The 23,506-nt window shown below is 68.5% G+C and carries 19 protein-coding genes; 9 read left to right on the top strand and 10 right to left on the bottom strand.

Annotation, left to right across the window (positions count from 1 at the left end):
* Positions 1-137: 137 nt before the first annotated feature.
* The 5 genes from KL771_RS00300 (at position 138) to KL771_RS00280 (ending at position 6,417) form a co-directional block, all read left to right on the top strand.
* Positions 138-1,451, top strand: a complete 1,314-nt coding sequence (locus KL771_RS00300; RefSeq protein ID WP_261966580.1) for an aromatic ring-hydroxylating dioxygenase subunit alpha — start codon at positions 138-140, stop codon at positions 1,449-1,451.
* An 11-nt stretch (positions 1,452-1,462) separates the two neighbouring features.
* Complete coding sequence (locus tag KL771_RS00295; protein ID WP_261966579.1) at positions 1,463-1,969, top strand: aromatic-ring-hydroxylating dioxygenase subunit beta; 507 nt, start codon at positions 1,463-1,465, stop codon at positions 1,967-1,969.
* Positions 1,970-2,628: 659 nt separating this feature from the next.
* Positions 2,629-4,296, top strand: a complete 1,668-nt coding sequence (locus KL771_RS00290; protein ID WP_261966578.1) for an AMP-binding protein — start codon at positions 2,629-2,631, stop codon at positions 4,294-4,296.
* An 11-nt stretch (positions 4,297-4,307) separates the two neighbouring features.
* Positions 4,308-5,054: an SDR family oxidoreductase gene (locus KL771_RS00285; RefSeq protein ID WP_261966577.1), complete on the top strand. Its 747-nt coding sequence runs from the start codon at positions 4,308-4,310 to the stop codon at positions 5,052-5,054.
* 157 nt (positions 5,055-5,211) lie between these two features.
* On the top strand, positions 5,212-6,417 hold the full coding sequence (locus KL771_RS00280; RefSeq protein WP_261966576.1) for a diaminopropionate ammonia-lyase: 1,206 nt from the start codon (positions 5,212-5,214) through the stop codon (positions 6,415-6,417).
* Between the two features lie 441 nt (positions 6,418-6,858).
* Here the strand turns inward: KL771_RS00280 and KL771_RS00275 are convergent, their stop codons facing one another.
* The 7 genes from KL771_RS00275 to KL771_RS28335 all read right to left on the bottom strand — a co-directional run bounded on the left by KL771_RS00275 (position 6,859) and on the right by KL771_RS28335 (position 15,107).
* Positions 6,859-7,668: an MBL fold metallo-hydrolase gene (locus KL771_RS00275; RefSeq protein ID WP_261966575.1), complete on the bottom strand. Its 810-nt coding sequence runs from the start codon at positions 7,666-7,668 to the stop codon at positions 6,859-6,861.
* Positions 7,669-7,675: 7 nt separating this feature from the next.
* Positions 7,676-8,455, bottom strand: a complete 780-nt coding sequence (locus KL771_RS00270; RefSeq protein WP_261966574.1) for a TatD family hydrolase — start codon at positions 8,453-8,455, stop codon at positions 7,676-7,678.
* A 67-nt stretch (positions 8,456-8,522) separates the two neighbouring features.
* Positions 8,523-10,082 (bottom strand): methionine--tRNA ligase, encoded by a 1,560-nt coding sequence (metG, locus tag KL771_RS00265; protein WP_261966573.1) that lies wholly within the window; start codon positions 10,080-10,082, stop codon positions 8,523-8,525.
* Positions 10,083-10,224: 142 nt separating this feature from the next.
* Positions 10,225-11,304 (bottom strand): DNA polymerase III subunit delta', encoded by a 1,080-nt coding sequence (locus tag KL771_RS00260; protein WP_261966572.1) that lies wholly within the window; start codon positions 11,302-11,304, stop codon positions 10,225-10,227.
* 9 nt (positions 11,305-11,313) lie between these two features.
* Entirely contained in the window at positions 11,314-11,976 is a 663-nt protein-coding gene (gene tmk / locus KL771_RS00255; protein ID WP_261966571.1) for a dTMP kinase, read from the bottom strand.
* A gap of 17 nt (positions 11,977-11,993) precedes the next feature.
* Positions 11,994-13,283, bottom strand: coding sequence for a D-alanyl-D-alanine carboxypeptidase family protein (locus KL771_RS00250; protein WP_261966570.1), 1,290 nt, complete (start codon positions 13,281-13,283; stop codon positions 11,994-11,996).
* Between the two features lie 216 nt (positions 13,284-13,499).
* Positions 13,500-15,107, bottom strand: coding sequence for a septal ring lytic transglycosylase RlpA family protein (locus tag KL771_RS28335; protein WP_390866497.1), 1,608 nt, complete (start codon positions 15,105-15,107; stop codon positions 13,500-13,502).
* 413 nt (positions 15,108-15,520) lie between these two features.
* Between KL771_RS28335 and ugpB the strand changes: the two genes are divergently transcribed.
* The 4 genes from ugpB (at position 15,521) to KL771_RS00225 (ending at position 19,850) form a co-directional block, all read left to right on the top strand.
* Complete coding sequence (gene ugpB, locus KL771_RS00240; RefSeq protein WP_261966569.1) at positions 15,521-16,837, top strand: sn-glycerol-3-phosphate ABC transporter substrate-binding protein UgpB; 1,317 nt, start codon at positions 15,521-15,523, stop codon at positions 16,835-16,837.
* 184 nt (positions 16,838-17,021) lie between these two features.
* Entirely contained in the window at positions 17,022-17,903 is an 882-nt protein-coding gene (gene ugpA, locus KL771_RS00235) for a sn-glycerol-3-phosphate ABC transporter permease UgpA (RefSeq protein ID WP_261966568.1), read from the top strand.
* Positions 17,903-18,751 carry a sn-glycerol-3-phosphate ABC transporter permease UgpE gene (gene ugpE, locus KL771_RS00230; protein ID WP_054362357.1) on the top strand — a complete coding sequence of 283 codons (849 nt, stop codon included), beginning with the start codon at positions 17,903-17,905 and terminating at the stop codon, positions 18,749-18,751. The genes ugpA and ugpE overlap by 1 nt, the downstream gene beginning before the upstream one ends.
* A gap of 1 nt (position 18,752) precedes the next feature.
* A complete protein-coding gene (locus KL771_RS00225; RefSeq protein WP_261966567.1) occupies positions 18,753-19,850 on the top strand; it encodes a sn-glycerol-3-phosphate import ATP-binding protein UgpC in 1,098 nt (365 codons plus the stop codon).
* A 197-nt stretch (positions 19,851-20,047) separates the two neighbouring features.
* On the opposite strand, the gene KL771_RS00220 is transcribed toward KL771_RS00225, so the two are convergent.
* The 3 genes from KL771_RS00220 to proS are packed head-to-tail and all read right to left on the bottom strand — an operon-like array spanning position 20,048 to position 23,456.
* Positions 20,048-20,800, bottom strand: coding sequence for an ABC transporter ATP-binding protein (locus KL771_RS00220; RefSeq protein ID WP_390866512.1), 753 nt, complete (start codon positions 20,798-20,800; stop codon positions 20,048-20,050).
* A gap of 5 nt (positions 20,801-20,805) precedes the next feature.
* Positions 20,806-22,137 (bottom strand): lipoprotein-releasing ABC transporter permease subunit, encoded by a 1,332-nt coding sequence (locus KL771_RS00215; protein WP_390866496.1) that lies wholly within the window; start codon positions 22,135-22,137, stop codon positions 20,806-20,808.
* Positions 22,134-23,456: a proline--tRNA ligase gene (gene proS, locus KL771_RS00210; RefSeq protein WP_261966565.1), complete on the bottom strand. Its 1,323-nt coding sequence runs from the start codon at positions 23,454-23,456 to the stop codon at positions 22,134-22,136. The genes KL771_RS00215 and proS overlap by 4 nt, the downstream gene beginning before the upstream one ends.
* Between the last annotated feature and the right edge of the window lie 50 nt (positions 23,457-23,506).

The following is a 23,506-nucleotide window of genomic DNA, read 5'->3' as shown; positions in this document are numbered from 1 at the left end:
TTCGCGACGGCTGGTTTCCATCCGTCGCGTAACTCCGAACCACTGATCCTCCGACTACTAGGGAGGATCCGGATGGACGGCGGCATGGGAATGGACTCCGATCCGGAACCTGAACAGAGCCGACCGGGAGGATGGCGATGGCGAAATACAGAGGCAATGTCGAGGCGGTGCGCTCCCTGGTGCGCGAGACCGAGGTGCATCGCGATCTCTATGTCGACCAGGAACTGTTCGAGCTGGAGATGGAACATCTCTTCGCCAACACCTGGGTCTATGTCGGCCACGACAGCCAGATCCCCAATGCCGGCGACTACTACGGCACCACGGTCGGCACCCAGCCGGTGCTGATGGTGCGCAACGGCAACGGCGACGTGAACGTTCTCTACAACCGCTGTCCGCACAAGGGCGTGCGGGTGACCACGGAAGCCTGCGGCAATGCCGGCAAGTTCTTCCGCTGCCCCTATCACGCCTGGTCGTTCAAGCTCGACGGCAGCCTGCTCGCGATTCCCCTGAAGAAGGGCTACGAGAATACCGGCTTCGAGACCAGCCACGCGGCCGAGGGCCTCGCCAAGGTCCGCCACGTCAAGAACTATCGCGGCTTCGTCTTCGCCAAGCTCAACGATGGCGGGCTCGATTTCGAAGCGTTCTTCGGCGACAGCCTGTCGAGCTTCGACAACATGATCGACCGCTCGCCGGTCGGCCGGCTCCAGGTCGCCGGCGGCGTACTGCGCTACATGCACAACTGCAATTGGAAGATGCTGGTCGAGAACCAGACCGACACCTGCCATCCGATGGTCGCCCATGAATCCTCGGCCGGCACCGCGTCGGAGGTCTGGAAGAACGCGCCGCCCGGCACCAAGAAGCCGATGGCGGTGGAGATCTTCCTGCCCTTCATGAGCCCCTACGAGTTCTTCGAGGGCATGGGCATCCGCGTCTGGCCGAACGGGCACGGCCATACTGGCGTGTCGCATTCGATCCATTCCGACTATTCGGCCATCCCCGGCTATTTCGACCAGATGACCGCCGCCTATGGTGAGAACCGCGCCAAGGCGATCCTCGACGAGAACCGGCACAACACAGTCTATTTCCCCAACATCATGATCAAGGGGCCGATCCAGCTCCTGCGCAACTTCATCCCGATCGCCGCCGACAAGACGCTGGTCGAGAGCTGGACCTTCCGGCTGGTCGATGCGCCCGACATGCTCCTGGAACGCACGCTGATGTACAACCGGCTGATCAATGCGCCGACCTCGGTGGTCGGCCATGACGACCTGGAAATGTACGAGCGCGCCCAGGAAGGCCTGCGCTGTAACGGCAACGAATGGGTCAACGTGCAGCGGCTCTACGACCCGGCCGAGGAGGCGGACGCCACCGTCGTCACCAACGGCACGACCGAGTGGCAGATGCGCAACCAGTTCCGCGCCTGGTCCAAGTTCATGACCATGAGCATGTGAGGAGAGCGGCCATGACCGTCCATATTCCCGTGCTCACCGGCGCGCCGACCGACCAGCAGCTGATCGATTTCGTCGTCCGCGAGGCGCGCATGATCGACCAGCAGCGTTTCGAGGAATGGCTCGAGCTCTATACCGAGGATGCCTATTACTGGATGCCGCTGGAATGGGGGCAGACCGATCCGAAGCTGACCTGCTCGCTGATGTATGAGGACAAGCTCCTCCTCAAGATCCGCGTCGAGCGGCTCAAGGGCAACCGCACCTTCAGCCAGAAGCCGAAGAGCCGCTGCCACCATGTCCTGCAGGTCCCGCAGGTCGACCGGCGCGACGAGGCGGCCAACGAATACGTCACCTGGACCCCGATGCACTATGTCGAGACCCGTTTCGACGACCAGAAGCTCTACGCCGCCTGGGCGACCCACACCCTGACGGTCGTCGACGGCCAGATCCGCATCAAGCTGAAGCGCGTCGACCTCGTGAACTGCGAAGCCGCCTTCGGCAACATCCAGCTCTTCATGTGAGGCGAGGGGGCTCCCGACGGCCCTCCGATCTTCCGGCTTTCCCTTCGCCCCCTGAAGGGGGGAGAAGGTGGCCGAAGGCCGGATGAGGGGGTGGATCGGGCGGTTCTCCGCCAGATCCGCCGTCCCGGCCGTCTCCGGACGCGGGCCGGACAACCGGGTGGGGCGGGGGGATCGCCCCCCTCATCCGCCCTTCGGGCACCTTCTCCCTCAAGGGGAGAAGGGGATGTTGCGGGATCGGGGTAGAAGATTGGATTCTATGGGGTTTTGGCTCCGATCTACGGCTCCTTCCCCTTCGCCCCCCGGAGGGGGGAGAAGGTGGCCGAAGGCCGGATGAGGGGGTGGATCGGGCGGTTCTCAGCCGGATTCGCAGTCACGGCCGTCTCCGGACGCGGGCCGGAATTCCAGGGCGGGCGGGGGGATCGACCCCCTCATCCGCCCTTCGGGCACCTTCTCCCCCCTTGGGGGGAGAAGGGGATGCTGCGGGATCGGGGTCAGCGATTGGATTCGCCGGTGTTTAGGCTCTCCGATCTTCGGGTCTTTGCCCTTCGCCCCCCTGGAGGGGGGAGAAGGGGACGGAGCCGGGGGATGGCCGCCGTTGCAGGGGTGAGGCGGCGGCAAGGGTGATGGGGCAGACCAGGCGTATGAGCAGCGAGACAGTGATGACCGAGACCGTTCCGCAAATCGTTCATGCGGCCTTGCGAACCGTGCCGCAGACCGTTCATGCCGCCTTCCGCCAAGCGGCGGCGCGCTGGCCGGACCGGCCGTTTCTGGCGGTATTGCCGGAGACGGCAGAGCGCTACGGGATCGAGGCCGGCGAGATCACCTATGCGGCGGCGGCGGCGGTGGTCGAGCGGCTGTCGGCCGCCTGGGCACGGGCGGGCTTCGGGCGCAGCCACCGGGTCGCGCTCCTGACCGAGAACCGTCCGATCTATTTCCTGACCTGGTTCGCGCTCAACCGGCTCGGCATCTCGGTGGTGCCGATCAATCCGGATCTCCGCTCGGCCGAGCTCGAATATCTGATCGGCCATTCGGAAATCGCCGCCGCCGTGGTGCTGCCCGAGCGGATGGCCGACATCCGGGCGGCGGCCGAGGTCGCCGGGCGGACGGTCGCCGTGGTCGCGCCGGGTGAGGCGCCGGAGCGCGCGCCCTTCGATCCGCCGCGGCCGGGCACACCCGACGCCGATACCGAATGCGGCCTGCTCTACACCTCCGGCACGACCGGACGGCCGAAAGGCTGCGTGCTGCCGAACGAGTATTTCCTGGAGGCCGGCCGCTGGTATGCCGAGACCGGCGGACTGATCGCGCTCGAGGAGGGCGTCGAGCGGATGATCACGCCGCTGCCGGTCTTCCACATGAACGCGATGGCCTATTCGGCCATGGCCATGCTGATGACCGGCGGCTGCCTGATCGCGGTCGACCGGTTCCACCCGAAGAGCTGGTGGGACAATGTCCGCGACAGCCGGGCGACCGTGCTGCACTATCTGGGCGTAATGCCGGCCATGCTGATGGCCGCGCCGGAGGACCCGAGCGATCGCGCCCACACGGTGCGTTTCGGCTTCGGCGCCGGCGTGCCGCGCGACCTGCAGGCGCCGTTCGAGGCGCGCTTCGGGTTCCCGTTGATCGAGGCCTGGGCGATGACCGAGACCGGGGCAGGGGCGGTGATCGCCGCCACCGAGGAGCCGCGCCATGTCGGCACCAACTGTTTCGGCCGCGCCCATCCGACGATCGCGACGCGCATCATCGCGGAGGACGGCACTGAGGCGGCGGTCGACCAGCCGGGCGAACTCCTGGTCCGGCGAGCCGGGCCGGAGCCGCGCTTCGGCTTCTTCCGCGAATATCTGAAGGACCCGGAGGCAAGCGCGGAAGCCTGGAGCGACGGCTGGTTCCATACCGGCGACGTGGTCCGGCGCGGGCCGGACGGATCGTTCCATTTCGTCGACCGCAAGAAGAACGTGATCCGCCGCTCGGGCGAGAATATCGCCGCCGTCGAGGTCGAGGCGGTGCTGCTGCGCCATCCGGCCGTCAAGGCGGCGGCGGTCGCCGCGACGCCCGATCCGGTGCGCGGCGACGAGGTCTTCGCCCTGATCGTGCCGCACGAGAAGCCGGCCGACCCGCAGGCCGCCGTGCGCCTCGCCGGCGACGTCGTCGCCCATTGCCTCGGCCGGCTCGCCTACTACAAGGCGCCCGGCTGGATCGCCTTCGCCGAGGCGCTGCCGCTGACCTCGACGCAGAAGATCCAGCGCGGCGAACTGAAGACCGCGGTCGCCGAGCGGATGGCCGCCGGCGACGTCCACGACACCCGCGCCCTGAAGAAGCGCACCGCGTGACCGGAGCCGCCATGACCGAAGCCTTGTCCGTCGACCGCCCGGTCGCCGTCGTCACCGGCGGTGGCGCGGGGATCGGCGCCGCCATTTCGCGCCGACTGATCGATGCCGGCCACCATGTCGTCTCGCTGTCGCGCGGGGAGGCCGAGTTCGCCGACCCGCATCTCGAAACCGTCGCAGTCGACCTGAGCGATCCGGCGGCGACGCGGGCGGCGGCCACCGCGGTGGCGGCGCGCCATGCGGTCGGCATCCTCGTCCATAATGCCGGGACGATCCGGGCGCGGCCTGTCGAGGCGGTCACCGACGCCGATCTCGACGACCTGACCCATCTGCATGTCGGCGCGCCCCTGATCCTGCTGCAGGCCTTCCTGCCGGCCATGCGCAAGGCCGGGGCGGGGCGGGTGGTGCTGATCTCCTCGCGCGCCGCGCTCGGCCTGCCGACCCGCACCGCCTATTCGGCCACCAAGGCCGGCATGATCGGGATGGCGCGGACCTGGGCGCTGGAACTCGGACCCGCCGGCATCACGGTGAATGTCGTGGCGCCGGGTCCGATCCAGGATACGGCCATGTTCCGGGACGTGATCGAGCCCGGCAGCGCGCGCGAACAGGCGCTGGCTGCGGCCATCCCCGTCAAGCGGCTCGGCCGCTCGGACGATGTCGCCCGGGCGGTCACCTTCTTCACTGCGCCGGAGGCGGGCTTCGTCACCGGCCAGGTGCTCTATGTCTGCGGCGGCGCCAGCGTCGGCACAATCACGATCTGACCGGGCTCCACGATTTATCGGGCCCGCGGTCCGACGGGACGAATGCCCAAGGAATCGCCAAGGAACCGGGCAGGGCGCGCGCCCCTGCTCTGGCGTTTCGGCGCCTTCCGGGTGCATGAACGGGGGAGATCAGACTTCGTTCCCGGGAGCCAGACCCATGCAAGCCTTTCCGGCCCGCCACGTCGCCAATCCGCTCGCCCGCCGCGACCCCTATGGGGAGGCCGAGCGGGCGATCCTGTCCCTGGCCGGGGCGGAACGCGCGGCGGCGGAAATCACGACCTGGCCCGGCTATGCGCCGACGCCCCTGGTGCGGCTCGACGGTCTGGCCGGCCGGCTCGGGCTCGGCGCCGTGCACTACAAGGACGAGAGCCGGCGCTTCGGGCTGAAGAGTTTCAAGGCGTTGGGCGGGGCCTATGCGGTGCTGCGCATCCTGCAGGAGCGCCTGGCCGGAGAGGGCATCACGGCCACGAGTTCCGATCTTCTGGCCGGACGCTATCGCGACCGCACCGCGGACGTGACGGTCGCGACCGCGACGGACGGCAATCACGGCCGCTCGGTCGCCTGGGGCGCGGGCCTGTTCGGCTGCCGCTCGGTGGTCTTCATCCATGAGGGGGTCAGCGCCGAGCGCGAAGCCGCGATCGCCGCCTATGGGGCCGAAATGCGCCGCGTCCCGGGCGGCTACGACGACAGCGTGCGGGCGGTGGCGCGCGCGGCCGCGGCGGCGGGCTGGTCCCTGGTGGCGGACACGTCGAGCGAAGGCAGCGCTACGGTGCCGATCCGGGTCATGGAAGGCTACATGCTGATCGCCGCGGAGGCGCTGCGGCAGATGGACGGGGAGGCGCCGCCGACCCATGTCTTCGTTCAGGCCGGCGTCGGCGGTCTTGCGGCCGCCCTCGCGGGCTATCTGTGGGAGGCCTACGGGTCCGACCGGCCGCGCTGCATCGTCGTCGAGCCGGTCCTGGCCGATTGCGTCTTCCGCACCGTGGCGGCCGGCCATCCGGTCGCAATCGAGGGGTCGACCGACACCTTCATGGCCTGCCTGGCCGCCGGCGAAGTGTCGCCGGTCGCCTGGGACATCCTGAAAGGTGGGCTCGACGACGTGATCGCCTTGCCGGACGAGGCCGCCATCGCGGCGATGCGGCTGCTCGCGGCGGCCCAGCCGGGCGACCGGCCGATCGTGGCGGGCGAATCCGGAGCGGCCGCGACCGCGGGCCTCGTCGCCGCCGCGCTCGATCCGGGCCTGCGGGCGACGCTGGGTCTCGACCGGTCGGTCCGGGTGCTGGTCATCGGCAGCGAAGGCGCGACCGATCCGGCGACCTACGAACGCGTCGTCGGCCGGCGTGCCGAGGACGTCGACGGGTGAGACGCGGGCCGCGTCCGGCCATGCGGGCGATCGCCGCGCGTAGCCCGGTGCGGCCGCGATCGCGGCATCTGATCCGCGGGCCGATCGCGGCCGCCGTCCTGGTCGCTGCCTCGCACGTCGGAGGGCGTCGCGGTGAGGCCGCATGGTTGGCAGACGCGGACCGTTCCGGCTGGGGCCAGTCGGACAGGGGATCGGTCGGGTCGGAGACCGATCCGGATCGCGACTTCCATATCGATGATTCGCATAAGATGGATTATGGAACTTTTATGTGGACGGTTGTTGGGTCGAACGATCAGGTCGATATCCGGTGATGCCCCCTGCCGCCGCAAGGATCGGCGCCCGCGCAGGCGTCCCCCCGACCATGGATCGCCCAATCCTGGCCACCCGAGCCTGGACCGTCCAATCCCGGACCACCCGAGCATGGGCCGCGCCGGACTTGCGTCAGGCCGGCAGCTCGATCTCCAGGCCGTCATAGGCCGGCTCGACATGGTCGGGCAGCTTGGCCTTCAGGATGCGGTAGTCGAGATCGATGTGCATGTGGGTCAGGATGGCGCGCTTCGGCTTCAGGCGCGCGATCACCTCGAGCGCCTCGTCGACCGAGAAATGGCTCGGATGCGGGACCCAGCGCAGCGCGTCGATGATCAGCACGTCGAGACCGCCAAGCCGGTCGAAGGCGTCCTCCGGCATGGCGCTCACGTCCGGCGAATAGGCCAGACTGCCGAAGCGGAAGCCGAGCGACGTGATGTCGCCATGGCTCTGGCGATACGGCACGGCCGTGATCGGGCCACCCGGGCCGTTCACCGTCACGGGCACGCCATCTTCGATCCGGTGCTCGTTCAGGATCGGCGGGTAGCTGGAGCCCGGCGGCGTCACGAAGCAATAGTCGAAGGCGTGGCGGACGCGCTCGGCGGTGGGCGCGTCCATGTGGACATCGACGCGCTGACGCCGGTTGAGCACGAAGCTCCGGAGATCGTCGATGCCGTGGATATGGTCGGCATGCGGATGGGTCAGAAAGACACCGTCGACCCAGTCGACATCGGCGTCGAGCATCTGTTCGCGCAGGTCCGGACCGGTATCGACCAGCACGCGGGTCGGCTCGCCGTCGCCGTCCCGGCGCGTGACCAGGAGGCTCGCGCGTCGGCGCCGGTTCTTCGGGTTGCGAGGGTCGCACTGACCCCAGTCGTTGCCGATGCGCGGCACGCCCGGCGACGAGCCGCAGCCGAGGATGCGGAAGGTCAGCCGCGGCGCCATGGCATCGTCACCGCGGGACCTTGGCGAACAGCCGGTGGAAATTGTCGGTGGTGATGCGCGCGATCTCAGCGTCCGAGACGCCGCGGACCTTGGCCAGCACGGCGGCCGTCTTGGCCGTATAGGCCGGCTCGTTGCGCTTGCCGCGATACGGCAGCGGCGCCAGATAGGGCGCGTCGGTCTCGACCAGGATGCGGTCTTCGGGCGCGAAGGCGGCGACCTCGCGGATGGTCTCGGCGGTCTTGAAGGTCAGGATGCCCGAGAAGGACAGATAGGCGCCGCAGGCGAGGCCGCGCCTGGCGAGTTCAGCGCCCGACGAGAAGCAGTGCAGGACCATCGGGAACGGCCCCCTCGCCGTCTCCTCCTCCAGGATGCGCGCCACGTCCTCGTCGGCGTCGCGGGCATGGATCACGAGCGGCAGCCCGGTCATGCGCGCGGCGGCGATATGGCGGCGGAAGCCCTCCTCCTGCGCGTCGCGCGGCGACAGGTCGTAATGGTAGTCGAGCCCCGCCTCGCCGATCGCCACACAGCGCGGATGCTCGGCCAGCCGGGCGAGATCGTCGGCCGTGATGTCGAGTTCCTCATGGGCGTTCTGGCAATGGGTGCCGACCGAGCACCAGACACTGTCGAAACGCTCGGCGATCGCCTTGATCGCCTCAAAGCGGCGCACCCGCGTGGAGATGGTCACCATCTTGGCGACGCCGGCGGCGTGGGCGCGCGTGACCACCTGGTCGAGTTCCTCAGCGAAATCGGGAAAATCAAGGTGGCAATGGGAATCGACGAGGGTCATGGCAGGTCCGCTGCCCGGGCCGCGAGCGGCCCGGATTGGCTTGGGGGAAGACGGGACGGGCGCGGGGTCAGGCCCCCTCGCCCGTCTCCGGCTCGACATATTTCGGGAAGACCGGCGCGGGTGCCGGCAGCACCGTGCCACCGGCAATGCGGGTGCCGATCGCGGCGAAGGCGCGCGCCTCCGGCGCCTGCTGGCCGAGCAGGTCGAGCAGCGTGCCGGCCGATTTCGGCATGATCGGCTGGATCAGCAGACCGACGATGCGCAGCACCTCGGCGGTGACCCAGAGCACGGTCTCCATGCGGGCGAAGTCGGTCTTGCGCAGCGCCCACGGCTCCTGGGCGGTGAAATAGCGGTTGGTCTCAGCGACCACGAACCAGATCGCCTCCAGGGCCTTGTGGATCTCCTGGGCATCGAAGGCCGTGCGCGCGGCCGCCATCAGTCCGTCGGCCTGGGCGAGCAGCGTCTCGTCGGCAGCCGCGAGCGGCCCCGGTTGCGGCAGCACGCCGCCGCAGTTCTTGGCGATCATCGACAGCGAGCGCTGCGCCAGATTGCCGAGATCGTTGGCGAGATCGGCATTCATCCGCGCCACAATGGCGTCATGGCTGTAGTTGCCGTCCTGGCCGAACGGCACCTCGCGCAGGAAGAAGAAGCGCATCGGGTCGACGCCATAGGCATGCGCCAGGTCGAACGGATCGACCACGTTGCCGACCGACTTCGACATCTTCTCGCCGCGGTTGAAGATGAACCCATGCGCGAAGACGCGCCGGGGCAGCGGCAGACCGGCCGACATCAGGAAGGCCGGCCAATAGACCGCGTGGAAGCGCACGATGTCCTTGCCGATGACGTGCAGGTCCGCCGGCCAGTAGGTCTTGTACTTCTCCGAGGCCTCGTCCGGAAAGCCGGCGCCGGTGATGTAGTTGGTCAGCGCATCGATCCAGACATACATCACATGGCCGGGCGCATCCGGCACCGGCACGCCCCAGTCGAAGGTGGTGCGGCTGATCGAGAGATCCTCCAGGCCGCCCTCGACGAAGGAGATCACCTCGTTCTTGCGCGAGGCCGGGCCGATGAAGTCCGGCTGGTCGCGGTAAAGGGCGAGCAGGCGCTCCGCATAGGCCGAGAGCTTGAAGAAGTAGCTCTCCTCCTCGGTCCATTCGACCGGAGTGCCGGTGCCGATCGAGCGGCGCACGCCGTCGTCGCCGACCTGGGTCTCGCCCTCGGCGTAGTAGGCCTCGTCGCGCACCGAGTACCAGCCGGCATATTTGGCCTTGTAGATGTCGCCGGCCTTCTCCATCCGCCGCCAGATTTCCTGCACGGAGGCATGGTGGCGCGGCTCGGTGGTGCGGATGAAGTCGTCATAGGAGACGTTCAGCAGCGCGTCCATGTCCTTGAAGACCGCCGAATTGCGGTCGACCAGCTGGCGCGGCGTCAGCCCCTCGCGCGCCGCGGTCTGGTGCATCTTCAGGCCGTGTTCGTCGGTACCGGTCAGGAACAGGACGTCGAAGCCGTCCAGCCGCTTGAAGCGGGCCAGGGCGTCGGAGGCGATCTTCTCGTAGGCGTGGCCGACATGGGGCCGGCCGTTCGGGTAGTCGATCGCGGTCGTGATGAAGAATTTCGGTTTCGTCATGTCTCGGAGCGTCCTGATCGCCGGCGGAGTCCGGCGCTGGAGCACCCCCGCATCCGGGCGGATGCCGGCAGGGCGCTCGTACCCTTTCGGTCTGGAATAACCTGCCTGCGCATCATTCCATAGAGGGTCCCGCAGGGGATACTCAATTCCGCGCAGCTTCGACAAGGGTCCGCACGAGGGAAATCAGGGCGGCACGCTTGTCGAGATTGAGCGCGTCGACGGCGCCGAGGTCGCGGCGGGCGGCGATCTCGGCCTCTGCCCAGAGGGCAGCGCGGCGCCCCTGCCCGGCCAGACCGGCTTCGCGCGCCCGCATCGCGGCATGGCCGAGGAAGAATTCCGTCGCCGTCTCGAAGGCCTCGTCGGCGCCCCGCCCGGCGACCTCGTCGGCGAGCCGGTGCAGGTCCTTCACGTCCAGCGCCGGCAGCCGGCGGGCCAGCGTCTCGACCTTGCGATAGAGCGCCACGCCGTCGCTCTCGATCAGTTGGATCGCGCGGCGCAGGCTGCCGTCGGCGATGCCGGCGGCGGTCTTCAGCGTCGAGGCATCGCTGTTGCGGCCATAGCCGAGGCCGGTCAGGCCGCCGATCAGGTCGTCCTCGGACAGGCTCGGCAGCAACAGGCGCCGGCAGCGCGAGCGGATGGTCGGCAGCAGGCGGCCGGGCTGATGGGTCAGCACCAGGAACAGGCAGCGCGCCGGCGGTTCCTCCAGGATCTTCAGGAGCGCATTGGCGGCGCTGGCATTGAGATCGTCGGCCGCGTCGACGATCGCCACGCGCCAGCCGCCCTCCGCCGCCGTGGAGCCGAAGAAGCCGACCGTGCGGCGGATTTCGGCGACCGTCAGCACGGTCTTGTGGCGCTTGGTCTTCTCGTCCCAGGGCCGGCGCAGGTGAAGGAGGTCGCCATGGGCGCCGGCGGCGATGCGGCGGGAAACGGGGTTGTCCGGATCGACCGCCAGGCTGGTCGCGTCGCGCACTGCTGGGGCTGCGGGGTCCGGATGGGCCAGGACGAAGCGGGCGAAGCGGAAGGCGAGCGTCGCCTTGCCGATGCCCTTGGCGCCGCCGATCAGCCAGCCGTGATGGATGCGCCCCGACCGGTAGGCGTCGAGCAGGGTGCGCTCGCCCTCCCGGTGGCCGATCAGCGTGTGCCGCTCGCGCGGCAGCGGCGCGCCGTCGATCGCATCGGCCTCGGGGGCCGCCTCCAGGGGGGTCGTCGCTGCGCGTGCCATGACGAGGCTCTACCCGGCCCGGCCGTCGGACGCCAGATCGAACCGGCCTGCGACTGCCGCCCAGACCGCGGCGGCGACCGCGTCCGCTTCAGCTCCCGCATCGATCACGACCATCCGTTCCGGATGGCGGCGCGCGAGCGCCAGGAAGGCCTCGCGGCGGGCGACATGCAGGGCGAGGGCGTCCTTCTCGAAGCGGTCGACCTCGTCCGCACCGCGCCGCGTCCGGGCCCGTTCCAGGCCGATTTCCGCCGGCAGGTCCAGGAGCAGGGTCAGGTCGGGCACCACCCCATCCAGCGCCACGCTCTCCAGGGCGTCGATCAGGCCGTCGCCGATCTCGGCCTGATAGACGCGTGTCGAGTCGGCGAAGCGGTCGCAGATGACCCAGTCGCCACGTTCCAGCGCCGGGCGGATGGTCTCGTCGACATGGTCGGCGCGGGCGGCGGCGAACAGGATCGCCTCGACGTCCGGCCCGAACCGTTCGGCGGCACCGGACAGAAGGACATGGCGGACGGCCTCGGCGCCGGGCGAGCCGCCCGGTTCGCGCGTCGAGACGGTGCCGATGCCGAGACCCTGCAGGCGGTCGGCGAGACGGCGGGCCTGGGTCGACTTGCCCGCGCCCTCCCCGCCTTCCAGCGTGATGAACCGCGCCGGCCGGCGAGGGGCGTCGGGCATGCCGACGCCGGCCGCCATCACTTGAGGCCCACGGTCTCGCGCACGAAGCGCACGACCGACTCGTAGGCCGCATCCATCGCGCGGCTGTGCATCGGACCGAGCCCGACCGCCTCGGCGGCATAAAGCGGCTTCTCCTGGATCACGCTGTCGCCGCGCAGGACCTGGAGCTTGCCGATCTGGGCCCCCTTCTCGATCGGGGCCTTGACCGGGCCGCGATAGATGACATGCGCCCTGAGCTTGTCGCGGTTGCCGCGCGGCACCAGGAGCGTGAGGGCCTTCTCGCCGACCAGCGGCACCGATGCGGAGGCGCCGCCGAACACCTTGGCGTCGCCGGGCGACTCGCCGGCCTTGTAGAGGGTGATCTGTTCGAAGGAGCGGAAGCCCCATTCCAGGAGCTTGCGGGCTTCCTCGGCGCGCTCCTTCTCGCTCTTCATGCCGCCCATCACGGCGATCAGCCGCTGGCCGCCCTGCACGGCCGAGCCGACGATATTGTAGCCGGATTCTTTGATGTAACCGGTCTTGAAGCCGTCGGCGCCGATGCCGTCGTTCAGAAGCGGATTGCGGTTCTGCTGTCGGATCTTGTTGTAGGTGAATTCGCGCTGCGAATAGACCTTGTAGAGGTCCGGATGGTTGGCGATGATATAGGTCGCCAGCTTGGCGTATTCGCGCGCGGTGATCTTCTGGTCTGGATCGGGCAGGCCGGTCGGATTGCGGAACACCGACTTGGTCATGCCGATGTCGCGCGCCTTCTTGTTCATCATCTCCGAGAAGGCCAGTTCCGTCCCGGCGAGGCCTTCCGCGACGGCGATCGCCCCATCATTGGCCGACTGCACGCAGATGCCCTGGATCAGGTCGTTGACGGTCACGCGGGAATTGATCGGCGCGAACATCGAGGACGTGCGCGACGGGGCGCCGCCGGTCCGCCAGGCATGCTCGGAGATCGTGAAGTCCTGCTCCAGTGTCAGCTTGCCGGCCTTGATCTGGTCGAACACGACCGCGATCGTCATCATCTTGGCGAGGCTCGCCGGGGCGAACAGCTTGTCGGCATTCTTCTCGAAGAGAACGGTGTTCGATTCGAAATCGATCAGGATCGCCTGCTCGGCCTTCGTTTCGAAGGTCTGCGCCTGCGCGAGGACCGATGCCGGAGCTGCGAACAGCGCCGCCATGCCGACCACGGCCGCAGCCAAGCCAACGACCGCACGACGCGACACCGAACGGGCATGCGACGGCGACCCGGCCTCCGGACGGTCGAGCTCCGGCTCGTACCGGGCCGGACCGAAGCCAGCCTTCCCGACATGTCGCACCATTTGCGCTCACTCCACCGTCCGGGTCCCGCCCGTCGGCGCGGTATCCAGCCAAGCCCGCGCCCCGACGGACCCGGCCGGACGCGCTCCCGAATCCGGGACGATCCTCCGCGCGACTATCCGACATGCCGCAGGCGCGGCCAACCGAATAGTGGGGGCGGGCCGATCCGGCGGGGCGGAAATTGCGGCCCTACCGCCTCGCCGAGGACCGCCGGCCCGTCAGCGGCGGGGCACCGGAACCGCCTCGACGCCTGCGCTGCGGGCCGCAGCGGCGGCGGCAGCCGCGTGCCCGGCCTCGACGACGAGCGTAACCGCCGTCAGGCGGCGACCGTCGGATTTGGCGACGATCTGACTGCGCACATCGCCATGGACACGCATCCGGGCGATCAGGCGCTCGGCATTGGCCGCGTCGGCATAGGCGCCGAGATCGAGCGTGACGGCGGCCGCCGGGATCCGGGAGGTTCCGTCGTTCGGGCTCCTGCCGCCGCCGAGCGCCGAGAACGAGCGCCCCTCGCCCATCCGGGTGAAGACGGCGGCCGTCGCGGCGGCCGGGCCGGCACTGTCCGAATAGGAGAGGCGCGACGACGGACGGACCGGGGCGGGCTGGACGGCCGGCTTCGGCGCCCCGATGACCGGACGCCGGGTCGGCGCGAGCGACAGGGCATCGGCATCGATGCCGTCGTCGTCCGGATCCGGCAAGGCCCCCGGCATGGCCGGCGCGCGCCGGCCGGCGGCGACGGGTTCGGGACCGACCTGCCAGCCGGGCGGTATGGCGCCGCGTGCGGCCGGCTGGCCATCAGCGGGATAGACGTAACGTGGCGACTGGCCGGCGCCCGCCCCGGCCCGGCCGGCACCCGGGTCGGCCGCGCCATAGGACGGCCGCATCATGGCGGGAGACGCCGGACCGGCGCCGGTGGGCATCGGGGCCGCGCCATAGGCGGGGCCCGGTCCGGCGCCGTAGTTCGGGCCAGAGCCGGGACGACCGGCGGCGGCACCGCGGGGCGGCGGCGGGGCGGGCCAGCCGTCGTCGTCGTCCTCGGACGGCGCCGGCCTGCGGCTGGCAGTACGGACGGGAGCCGGCCCGATATCGGGCGGCGCGGCCGCGCGGCCGGCGCCGGGATAGCCGGGCGTTCCGGAGGCGTCGGCCAGTTGGATGCGCGGCGGCACCTGCGGCGCCCGTCCGCCGGCCTCGGCGACCATCACCCGGTCGCCGGCGATCGACGGCGCGCCGCCCTCGGTCAGGGTCGCCATCAGTTGGCGATCGTCGGACCCTTCGACCGGCGCGCGGCCGACATATTGGACGCGGACCTCGGCGAGGCCCTTGCTCTTGAACTCGAGCAGTTCGGCGGTCCGCTCCGACAGGTCAATCTCGCGATTGCCGGCATAGGGGCCGCGGTCGTTGACCCGGACGACGATCGAGCGTCCGTTGCGCAGGTTGGTCACGCGCGCATAGGAGGGCAGCGGCATGGTCGGATGCGCAGCCGAAATGGCGGTGCGGTCGTAGATCTCGCCATTGGCGGTCAGACGGCCGTGGAAGTCGCTGCCGTACCAGGAAGCGACGCCGGTATTGTCGTAGTTCGGATCCTCGCGCGGTACATAGGTCCGGCCAGCGATGTTGTAGGGCTTGCCGACCTGTTCGCGGCCGCCGCCCTTGGGGATCGGCTGGCCGTCGGCATAGACCCGCCGGCTCGCCGAGACGCCGTAGCGCGAGTCGGTGCCGTTCGGCGCGCTCGAGCAGGCCGCAAGCGCCGTGCAGGTCATCAGGAAGGCCGCGCCGCGGCCGAAAGCCTGGAAGCGGGTGCGCGAGGAACGCAGGAACAAGGACATCGCGGCCACCTTGCCGCCCCGCGAGGCGGCACCCTCCCCGGCCCTCCGTTCTGTCGGGCCCGTGAGGTGTTGCGCCAGGGACACCGACGCCCGGAATTCTTTCCGGCCCCGGCCCTGTCCGCTCAAATTTGCATTGAGCCGTTACCCGATCCTTAACCGAAGCGAATTCGACCGGATCCGATGCAATCCGGCGCCAATTTCGATTGCCGGAACGCCTTTCGGCGATCCGTAGCCGGCTTGTCTGTTGCCGGGGACTTGCCAAGCTGGCTTTCGCCCGGGAAGCTGATACGACAGTCGGAAACAAAACCGTCACAGAACCGTGACGCGGGACGGCTAGCCGGTGAGCTTCCATCGGACGTCGCGCCGCCATCGGGATCGACGCAACGACGTCTGGAAACGACCGGGAGACCGCCATGACCACGGTGAAGCCGCTTATCCTCGCCGCTGCCTTCTCGTTCGCCGCCAGCGCCGCCCAGGCGCAGGTCGAGCTGCAGTGGTGGCACGCCATGACCGGCGCGAACAACGACGTGATCGTCAAGCTCGCGGAAGAGTTCAACGCCAGCCAGAAGGACTACAAGGTCGTTCCGAGCTACAAGGGCTCCTATGCCGACACGCTGAATGCCGGCATCGCCGCCTACCGGGCCGGCAACGCACCGCACATCATGCAGGTCTTCGAGGTCGGCACCGCCACCATGATGGCCGCCAAGGGCGCCATCATGCCGGTCCAGACGATGATGAAGGATGCCGGCGAGAGCTTCGACCCGAAGTCCTACCTGCCCGCGATCACCGGCTACTATTCGACCGTGAAGGGCGAGATGCTGTCCTTCCCGTTCAACTCCTCCAGCATGGTGATGTGGGTCAACCGCGACGCCCTGCGCAAGGCCGGCCTGAACCCGGACCAGCCGCCGAAGACCTGGCCGGAGGTGTTCGAGGCCGCCAAGAAGCTGAAGGCTGCCGGCTATGCCACCTGCGGCGTCTCCACTGCCTGGACGACCTGGGCCAATATCGAGCAGCTCGGCGCCTGGCACAACGTACCGCTGGCCACCCGGGCCAACGGCATGGACGGCTTCGACACCGTCCTGCAGATCAACGCGCCGCTCTACGTCAAGCATCTGGAGACGCTGGTCGCGCTGCAGAAGGACAAGACCTTCGACTATTCCGGCCGCACCAACACCGGCGAGGGCCGCTTCACCTCCGGTGAATGCCCGCTGTTCCTGACCTCCTCGGCCTTCTACGGCAACGTCAAGGCCAACGCCAAGTTCGACTATTCCAACGCGCCGATGCCCTATTATCCCGACGTGCCGGGTGCGCCGCAGAATTCGATCATCGGCGGCGCCTCGCTCTGGGTGATGGGCGGCAAGCCGGCGGCCGAATACAAGGGCGTGGCGAAGTTCTTCACCTTCCTGTCCGACACCGACCGCCAGGCCAAGCTGCACACCGAGTCCGGCTACCTGCCGATCACCAAGGCGGCCTACGAGAAGGTCAAGACTTCGGGCTTCTACGACAAGAACCCGCTGCTGGAGACGGCGCTGAAGGAACTGACCAACAAGGAGCCGACCGAGAATTCGCGCGGCCTGCGCTTCGGCGGCATGGTCCAGATGCGCGACGTGTGGTCGGAGGAGATCGAGGCGGCGCTGGCCGGCAAGAAGTCCGCCAAGGAAGCGCTCGACGCCGCCGTGGCGCGCGGCAACGAGATGCTGCGCAAGTTCGAGCAGACCGCCACGCGCTGATCGGCGAGAGGCTCGGGGCGATCGGGGCGGGCCGTCCACCGCGACGTGCCCCGCCCCCTCGGCCCGTGGTCTCCCACCGGCCCTGGCTGCCCTCCCTGCCCGCCCGCACAATCGGCGGCGGCCGCACAAGCCGCCGCCTCGCCGTCCGCGCGATCCGCGCCCCCGCGATCCGAGTGCTCCCGCGATGGAAAAACGCGCCATCTTCCAGGGCCGCCTGCTGCCCTTCGCACTGGTCGCGCCGCAACTGGCCGTGACGCTGGTTTTCTTCTACTGGCCCGCCAGCCAGGCGGTCTGGCAATCCTTCCTGCAGGAGGACGCCTTCGGCCTCTCGTCCGAATTCGTCGGGTTCGCCAACTACCGCGACCTGTTCGCCAAGGCCGACTACTACCGGACCATCGGCACGACGGCCTTCTTCTCGGCGCTCGTCACCGCCCTGTCGCTGTCGATCGCGCTGTTCCTGGCCGTGCAGGCGGACCGGCAGCTGAAGGGCGGCACCGCCTATCGGACGCTCCTGATCTGGCCCTATGCGGTCGCCCCGGCGGTCGCCGGCGTGCTCTGGTTCTTCATGTTCCAGCCCTCGCTCGGGCTCGTCTCGCAGGGCCTGCGCGGGCTCGGCTTCACCTGGAACCCACTGCTCGATTCCACCGACGCCATGGCGCTGGTCGTGATGGCGGCGACCTGGAAGCAGGTCTCCTACAATTTCCTGTTCTTCCTGGCCGGGCTGCAGGCGATCCCGAAGTCGGTCATTGAGGCGGCGGCGATCGACGGTGCGCGTCCCGTCCGGCGCTTCTGGACCATCGTCTTCCCGCTCCTGTCGCCGACGACCTTCTATCTCTTCGTCGTGAACGTGGTCTACGTGTTCTTCGACACCTTCGGCATCATCGACGCGACCACCGCCGGCGGTCCCGCCAAGGCGACCGAGACGCTGGTCTACAAGGTCTATTCCGACGGCCGCGTCGGCGGCGACCTCGGCGGCTCGGCGGCGCAGTCGGTGATCCTGATGGTCATCGTGATCGCGCTGACCGCCGTGCAGTTCCGCTTCATCGAGCGCAAGGTGCAATACTGATGGTCGAGCACCGTCCCTTCGGCACCGCCCTCGCCCACCTGACGCTGCTGATCGGCATCGCCATCCTGGCCTTCCCGGTCTATCTCGCCTTCGTCGCCTCGACCTGGGACGCGGCAACCATCGCCAACGGAAAGATGCCGCTGACGCCCGGCCCGCTGTTCCTGGAAAACTACTGGCGTACCCTGTTCGTCGGCACCTCCGGCACCACCCGCCAGCCGGTCGGCGGCATGCTGTTCAACAGCTTCGTGATGGCCATGACGATCGCGATCGGCAAGATCGTCATCTCGCTGACCTCGGCCTTCGCGGTGGTCTATTTCAGGTTTCCGTTCCGGATGACGATCTTCTGGCTGATCTTCGTCACCCTGATGCTGCCGGTCGAGGTCCGCATCTATCCGACCTACAAGATCGTCGCCGACCTCAACATGCTCGATACCTATGCGGGGCTGACCATCCCGCTGATCGCTTCGGCCACCGCGACGCTCCTGTTCCGCCAGTTCTTCATGACCGTGCCGGACGAACTGGTCGAGGCCTCCAAGATCGACGGCGCCGGTCCGATGAAGTTCTTCCGCGACACGCTGGTGCCGCTCTCGGTCACCTCGGTCGCGGCGATGTTCGTGATCCAGTTCATCTATGGCTGGAACCAGTATCTCTGGCCCCTCCTGATCACCACGCGCGACGATATGCAGACCATCGTGATCGGCATCAAGAAGATGATCGTCACGCAGGATGCCTTGACCGAGTGGCAACTGGCCATGGCGACCGCCGTGCTGGCCATGCTGCCGCCGGTGCTGGTCGTGATCGTGATGCAGAAGCTGTTCGTCAGGGGCCTCGTGGAGACGGAGAAATAGCATGGCCGAGGTCGTTCTGACCGGCGTGGGCAAGACCTATGCGGGCGGCGTCACCGCCGTGACGGATGTCGAATTCACCGTTCCGGACGGCGCCTTCTGCGTGCTGGTCGGCCCGTCCGGCTGCGGCAAGTCAACGCTGCTGCGCATGATCGCCGGGCTGGAGACGATCACCACCGGCACGGTCTTGATCGGTGGGCGCGTCGTCAACGCGGTCGAGCCGGCCGAGCGCGACATCGCCATGGTGTTCCAGAACTACGCGCTCTATCCGCACATGTCGGTCTACGACAACATGGCCTACGGCCTGCGCAACCGCGGCACGCCCAAGGCCGAGATCGAGACCCGCGTGCGCGAGGCCGCGCGCGTGCTCGAACTCGGCGAGCTGCTCGCCCGCAAGCCGCGTCAGCTCTCCGGAGGCCAGCGCCAGCGCGTCGCCATGGGCCGGGCGATCGTCCGCAAGCCACAGGTGTTCCTGTTCGACGAACCCCTGTCCAACCTCGACGCCAAGCTGCGCGTGCAGATGCGCGTCGAGATCCGCCGCCTGCAGCGTTCGCTCGCCACCACCTCGGTCTATGTCACCCACGACCAGTTGGAGGCCATGACGCTGGCCGACATGCTGGTGGTCATGAACAAGGGCCGCGTCGAGCAGATCGGCGCCCCGCTCGATCTCTACCGCCGGCCGGAAACCCTGTTCGTCGCCGGCTTCATCGGCGCCCCGCCGATGAACCTGATCGAAGTCGCCGCCGGCCCCGACGGGCTGCGTCCGGTGACGGGTGACGCCGGCATCATCGGCGGCCTCGGCATCGTGGTACCGGTCTCCGGCGCACGGCTCGGCATCCGTCCGGAACATCTGCATGTCGTCGGCGACGAAGCTGCGCCCGAGGGCGGCATCGCCCTGTCTTACACTGTGACGGCCGTCGAGGCTGTGGGCGCGGAGACCTTCCTGCACGGCCGTCTCGGCGCCAACGGACCGGATGTCGTCATCCGCGAGCCGGGTACCATCGCGGCCGCTCCCGGCACGGTCCGCCGCGTGGTCGCCCGGCGCGACGACCTGCATCTGTTCGACCGCGAATCCGGCCGCCGCATTCCGCTCGACGCCTGATGCCCCCTGCCCCTCTCACGCCCGTTCGGTTCTCGCCGGATGGGCGAAGGGGACGGTGACGGATTGTGGAACTCGGCCGGCGCCCGGGTTGGAGGGATCGTCGATCAGACGGCCGGCTGCGGCGCAGCCGCATGCACGGGCGCATCGACACGGCCAGAACCCGCGGCCGGATTCGGCTGGATCGCGGCCGTACCCAGTCAGATCTCCTCGATCTTGCCGTCCTGGAGGGTGATCCGGCGGTCCATGCGATCGGCGATGTCGAGATTGTGGGTTGCAATCAGAGCCGCGAGACCGGAGGCGCGCACCAGCGCCTGGAGGGCGTCGAAGACATAGTGGGCGGTCTTCGGGTCGAGATTGCCGGTCGGCTCGTCGGCGAGCAGAAGCTTCGGCGCATTGGCGACCGCGCGGGCGATGGCGACGCGCTGCTGCTCGCCGCCGGACAGTTCGGACGGCCGATGGCTCGCCCGCTCGGCCAGCTTCATATAGGCGAGCAACTCGCGCGACCGCTCGGCGGCGATCTTGCGGTCGAGCCCGCGGATCATCTGCGGCATCATGATGTTCTCCTCCGCGGTGAATTCCGGGAGGAGGTGATGGAACTGGTAGACGAAGCCGATCTGCATCCGCCGCATGCGTGTGCGGCCCGCATCGTCGAGCGAGCCGGCCGCGACGCCGCCGATATAGACCTCGCCGGCGTCAGGCTTCTCCAGAAGCCCGGCGACATGCAGCAGGGTCGACTTGCCGGCGCCCGACGGCGCGATCAGCGCCACCACCTCACCGGCCTGGATGGCCAGATTGGCGCTGCGCAGGACCTCGAGATAGTGGTCGCCCTCGCGATAGCGCCGCTCGACGCCGCGCAGCCGCAGCGACGGGATCGCCCTGCCGTTGTTGCCCTGAGGCTCGGCTGGATGAACGTCGGCGGTCGCATCGGCGCCTTCAGGGCGGGCATCCATGGCCATCACTCGTTCCTCAGAGCTTCGACCGGATCGAGCTTGGCGGCCCGCCGGGAGGGCGGAATGGTGGCGAGCAGCGACAGGATCAGCGCCATCACGATCACCGAGACCGTCTCGCCGGAATGCACGACCGCCCGCATCTTGGTCAGGAAATAGACCTCGGGCGGATAGAGCTGCGTGCCGCTCAGCCAGGACAGGGCGCTGCGGATCGGCTCGATATAGCGGCACAGCACCATGCCGAGCAGGAAGCCGGCGAGCGTTCCGGTCGCGCCGATCGACGATCCGGCGATGAAGAAGATGCGCATGATCGCGCCCGAGGTCGCCCCCATCGTCCTCAGGATGGCGATGTCGCGCGTCTTGTCCTTGACCAGCATGGTCAGGCCCGAAACGATGTTCAGCGCCGCGACCAGCACGATCAGCGTCAGGATCATGAACATCGCGTTGCGCTCGACTTCGAGCGCCGAGAAGAAGGTCATGTCCTTGTAGCGCCAGTCGGTCACCAGCACCGGGCGCTGCGCGGCGATCTCGACCGACTTCGTGATCTCGCCGACCCGGTCGGGCTCGGAAACATAGATGTCGATCGCCGAGACGCGGCCTTCCAGATTGAAATAGTTCTGCGCGTCGCCGAGCGGCATGAAGATGTAGGTGTTGTCGTACTGCGTCATGCCGATCTGGAAGATCGCCATGATCGGGAAGGACTTCACGCGCGGGGTGACGCCGAGCGGCGTGACGTTGCCGCGCGGGGTGACGATGGTGATCTGGTCACCGACCTGCAGCCCGAGGCTGCGAGCCAGCCGCGAGCCGACCGCCACGCCGCCGCCGTCCTTGAAGGTGTCGAGCGTACCCTGCTGGACGTTGCCGGAGACGAGGCCGAGCTTGTCCATGTCGTCCTTGCGGACGCCGCGCACGATGGCGCCGAGCGCCTGGCGCGGACCGGAGGCGAGTGCCTGGCCGTCGATGAAGGGAATCGCGGCCGTGACGCCCGGCACGAAGGAGACGCGGTCGGCCACCTCGCCATAGTCGGTGAAGGCGGCATCGGTCGCCTGGACCAGGATATGTCCGTTGAAGCCGAGGATCTTCGAGATCAGCTCATCGCGGAATCCGTTCATCACCGCCATCACGGTGATCAGGGCGGCGACGCCGATCATGATGCCGAGGAACGAGAACAGCGCGATCACCGACACGGCCGCCTGCCGGCGCCGCGGGCGCAGATAGCGCCAGGCGATCATCCATTCGAAAGGCGCAAACGGCCGCGTGCTGCCGGCATCGGCTTCACCGAGCGGATCGCCGCCCTTGGCCGCCGCCCCCTTCAACCGCTCCAGGATGGCTCTGATCATCGCGTTCCGGTCAGCTTGTTGAGGGCGGCCTCGGGGGTCAGCGTCTCGCGCTCGCCGGTGGCGCGGCGCTTCAGCTCGACCAGACCGTCATTCAGCCCCTTCGGGCCGACGATCAGCTGCCAGGGCAGGCCGATCAGGTCCATGGTGGCGAACTTGGCGCCCGGACGGCCGTCGGTGTCGTCGTAGAGCACGTCCCGGCCGGCCTTGCCGAGCTTCTCGTAGAGATCCGCGCAGGCGGCATCGACCTTGGCATCGCCGACCTTGAGGCTGATCAGGCCGACATCGAACGGGGCGACCGAATCGGGCCAGATGATGCCCTGCTCGTCGTGGCTCGCCTCGATCAGGCCGGCGGCCAGACGCGAGACGCCGACGCCGTAGGAGCCCATATGGACCGGGCGCTCGGCGCCGTCCGGCGTCGCCACCTTGGCGCCCATCGGCTCGGAGTATTTGGTGCCGAAATAGAAGATGTGGCCGACCTCGATGCCGCGCGCGGCGACCCGGGCGTCCTCCGGCAGGGCCGCGAAGGCCGCCTCGTCGTGCTTCTCCTCGGTCGCGGCATAGTGCGACGTCCAGGACTTCACGACCGGCGTCAGGTCGGCATCGAAATCCGTGTCCTCACCGGGAATCGGCATTTCGAGCAGCGCCTTGTCGCAGAAGACCTGACTCTCGCCGGTGGCGGCAAGGATAATGAATTCGTGGCTCATATCGCCGCCGATCGGTCCCGAATCGGCGCGCATGGGAATCGCCTTGAGGCCCAGGCGCGCGAATGTGCGCAGATAGGCGACGAACATCTTGTTGTAAGCGTGGCGTGCCGCTTCCTGGTCCACATCGAACGAGTAGGCATCCTTCATCAGGAATTCGCGGCCGCGCATGACGCCGAAGCGCGGGCGCACCTCGTCGCGGAACTTCCACTGGATGTGGTAGAGATTAAGCGGCAGATCGCGATACGAGCGCACATAGGAGCGGAAGATCTCGGTGATCATCTCCTCGTTGGTCGGCCCGTAGAGCATCTCGCGCTCGTGCCGGTCTTCGATGCGCAGCATCTCCTTGCCGTAGTCGTCGTAGCGGCCGGATTCGCGCCAAAGATCGGCCGACTGGATGGTCGGCATCAGAAGTTCGAGCGCGCCCGCGCGATTCTGCTCTTCGCGCACGATCTGACCGATCCGGGTCAGCACGCGGTGGCCGAGCGGCAGCCAGGAATAGATGCCGGCCGACTGCTGGCGGATCATACCGGCGCGCAGCATCAGGCGATGCGAGACGATCTCGGCTTCCTTCGGCGTCTCTTTGAGGATGGGCAGGAAATAGCGGGAGAGACGCATCGGCATGCCTTCGGCTGCAGTCGGGAGAACGGGAATCCGCCGGTTCGCGG

It is taken from the genome of Prosthecodimorpha staleyi (assembly GCF_018729455.1).
In the GTDB taxonomy this organism is placed as follows: domain Bacteria; phylum Pseudomonadota; class Alphaproteobacteria; order Rhizobiales; family Ancalomicrobiaceae; genus Prosthecodimorpha; species Prosthecodimorpha staleyi.
The sequence above is the reverse complement of the archived record's forward strand: the minus strand, read 5'-3'. Positions and strand labels throughout refer to the sequence as shown.

What these genes read in the sequence shown, in the direction of transcription:
- tmk (WP_261966571.1), bottom strand. Translation starts at nt 11,976, where the DNA reads ATGCCCGACGCCCCTCGCCGGCCGGCGCGGTTCATCACGCTGGAAGGC.
- KL771_RS00250 (WP_261966570.1), bottom strand. Translation starts at nt 13,283, where the DNA reads ATGGTGCGACATGTCGGGAAGGCTGGCTTCGGTCCGGCCCGGTACGAG.
- KL771_RS28335 (WP_390866497.1), bottom strand. Translation starts at nt 15,107, where the DNA reads ATGTCCTTGTTCCTGCGTTCCTCGCGCACCCGCTTCCAGGCTTTCGGC.
- KL771_RS00225 (WP_261966567.1), top strand. Translation starts at nt 18,753, where the DNA reads ATGGCCGAGGTCGTTCTGACCGGCGTGGGCAAGACCTATGCGGGCGGC.
- KL771_RS00280 (WP_261966576.1), top strand. Translation starts at nt 5,212, where the DNA reads ATGCAAGCCTTTCCGGCCCGCCACGTCGCCAATCCGCTCGCCCGCCGC.
- KL771_RS00270 (WP_261966574.1), bottom strand. Translation starts at nt 8,455, where the DNA reads ATGACCCTCGTCGATTCCCATTGCCACCTTGATTTTCCCGATTTCGCT.
- KL771_RS00290 (WP_261966578.1), top strand. Translation starts at nt 2,629, where the DNA reads ATGACCGAGACCGTTCCGCAAATCGTTCATGCGGCCTTGCGAACCGTG.
- KL771_RS00275 (WP_261966575.1), bottom strand. Translation starts at nt 7,668, where the DNA reads ATGGCGCCGCGGCTGACCTTCCGCATCCTCGGCTGCGGCTCGTCGCCG.
- KL771_RS00285 (WP_261966577.1), top strand. Translation starts at nt 4,308, where the DNA reads ATGACCGAAGCCTTGTCCGTCGACCGCCCGGTCGCCGTCGTCACCGGC.
- ugpE (WP_054362357.1), top strand. Translation starts at nt 17,903, where the DNA reads ATGGTCGAGCACCGTCCCTTCGGCACCGCCCTCGCCCACCTGACGCTG.
- ugpA (WP_261966568.1), top strand. Translation starts at nt 17,022, where the DNA reads ATGGAAAAACGCGCCATCTTCCAGGGCCGCCTGCTGCCCTTCGCACTG.
- KL771_RS00260 (WP_261966572.1), bottom strand. Translation starts at nt 11,304, where the DNA reads ATGGCACGCGCAGCGACGACCCCCCTGGAGGCGGCCCCCGAGGCCGAT.
- KL771_RS00295 (WP_261966579.1), top strand. Translation starts at nt 1,463, where the DNA reads ATGACCGTCCATATTCCCGTGCTCACCGGCGCGCCGACCGACCAGCAG.
- KL771_RS00220 (WP_390866512.1), bottom strand. Translation starts at nt 20,800, where the DNA reads ATGGATGCCCGCCCTGAAGGCGCCGATGCGACCGCCGACGTTCATCCA.
- metG (WP_261966573.1), bottom strand. Translation starts at nt 10,082, where the DNA reads ATGACGAAACCGAAATTCTTCATCACGACCGCGATCGACTACCCGAAC.
- KL771_RS00300 (WP_261966580.1), top strand. Translation starts at nt 138, where the DNA reads ATGGCGAAATACAGAGGCAATGTCGAGGCGGTGCGCTCCCTGGTGCGC.
- proS (WP_261966565.1), bottom strand. Translation starts at nt 23,456, where the DNA reads ATGCGTCTCTCCCGCTATTTCCTGCCCATCCTCAAAGAGACGCCGAAG.
- KL771_RS00215 (WP_390866496.1), bottom strand. Translation starts at nt 22,137, where the DNA reads ATGATCAGAGCCATCCTGGAGCGGTTGAAGGGGGCGGCGGCCAAGGGC.
- ugpB (WP_261966569.1), top strand. Translation starts at nt 15,521, where the DNA reads ATGACCACGGTGAAGCCGCTTATCCTCGCCGCTGCCTTCTCGTTCGCC.